At 63.5% G+C, this 892-nt stretch carries 1 protein-coding gene; it reads right to left on the minus strand.

Translation table 11 applies throughout. The annotated features are described in order from the left end of the window. The coding region (locus tag NKK47_RS35050; protein ID WP_352579936.1) for a zinc-binding dehydrogenase at positions 1-892 on the minus strand (892 nt) is incomplete at both ends.

The raw sequence follows: 892 nt of genomic DNA on the forward strand, positions 1-892 counted from the left end.
ACCACGCTCCTGATCGACTTGCCTTCATGCATCAGGTCAAAGCCCTTGTTGATGTCCTCGAGCTTCAGCGTGTGGGTGATCATCGGATCGATCTTGATCTTGCCGGCCATGTACCAGTCGACGATCTTCGGCACGTCGGTGCGGCCGCGCGCGCCGCCGAAGGCGGTGCCCATCCAGGTGCGGCCGGTGACCAGCTGGAACGGCCGCGTCGAGATCTCCTGGCCGGCGCCGGCAACGCCGATGACAACCGACTTGCCCCAGCCGCGATGCGACGCTTCTAGCGCTTGCCGCATGACTTTGGTGTTGCCGGTGCAGTCGAACGTGTAGTCGGCGCCGCCGATCTGGTCGGCGCCGCGCTTGGTCATGTTGACGAGATGAGCCACGACATCGCCGTCGATCTCCTTCGGATTGACGAAATGCGTCATGCCGAATTTCTCGCCCCATTCCTTCTTGTCGTTGTTCAGGTCGACGCCGATGATCATGTCGGCGCCGGCAAGGCGCAGGCCCTGGATGACGTTGAGGCCGATGCCGCCGAGGCCGAACACGACTGCCGTCGCGCCTTGCTCGACCTTGGCCGTGTTGATCACAGCACCGATGCCGGTGGTGACGCCGCAGCCGATGTAGCAGATCTTGTCGAACGGGGCGTCGGCATTGACCTTGGCCACCGCGATCTCGGGCAGCACGGTGAAGTTGGAAAAGGTCGAGCAGCCCATGTAGTGGAACAGCTTGTCCTTGCCGATCGAGAAGCGCGAGGTGCCGTCCGGCATCAAGCCCTGTCCCTGCGTGGCGCGGATGGCGGTGCACAGATTGGTCTTGCGCGACAGGCAGGACGGGCACTGCCGGCATTCCGGCGTGTAGAGCGGGATGACATGGTCACCCTTCCTGACCGAGG

Origin of the sequence: Mesorhizobium sp. M0019, from assembly GCF_040323975.1 — a bacterium.
Taxonomy (GTDB): domain Bacteria; phylum Pseudomonadota; class Alphaproteobacteria; order Rhizobiales; family Rhizobiaceae; genus Mesorhizobium.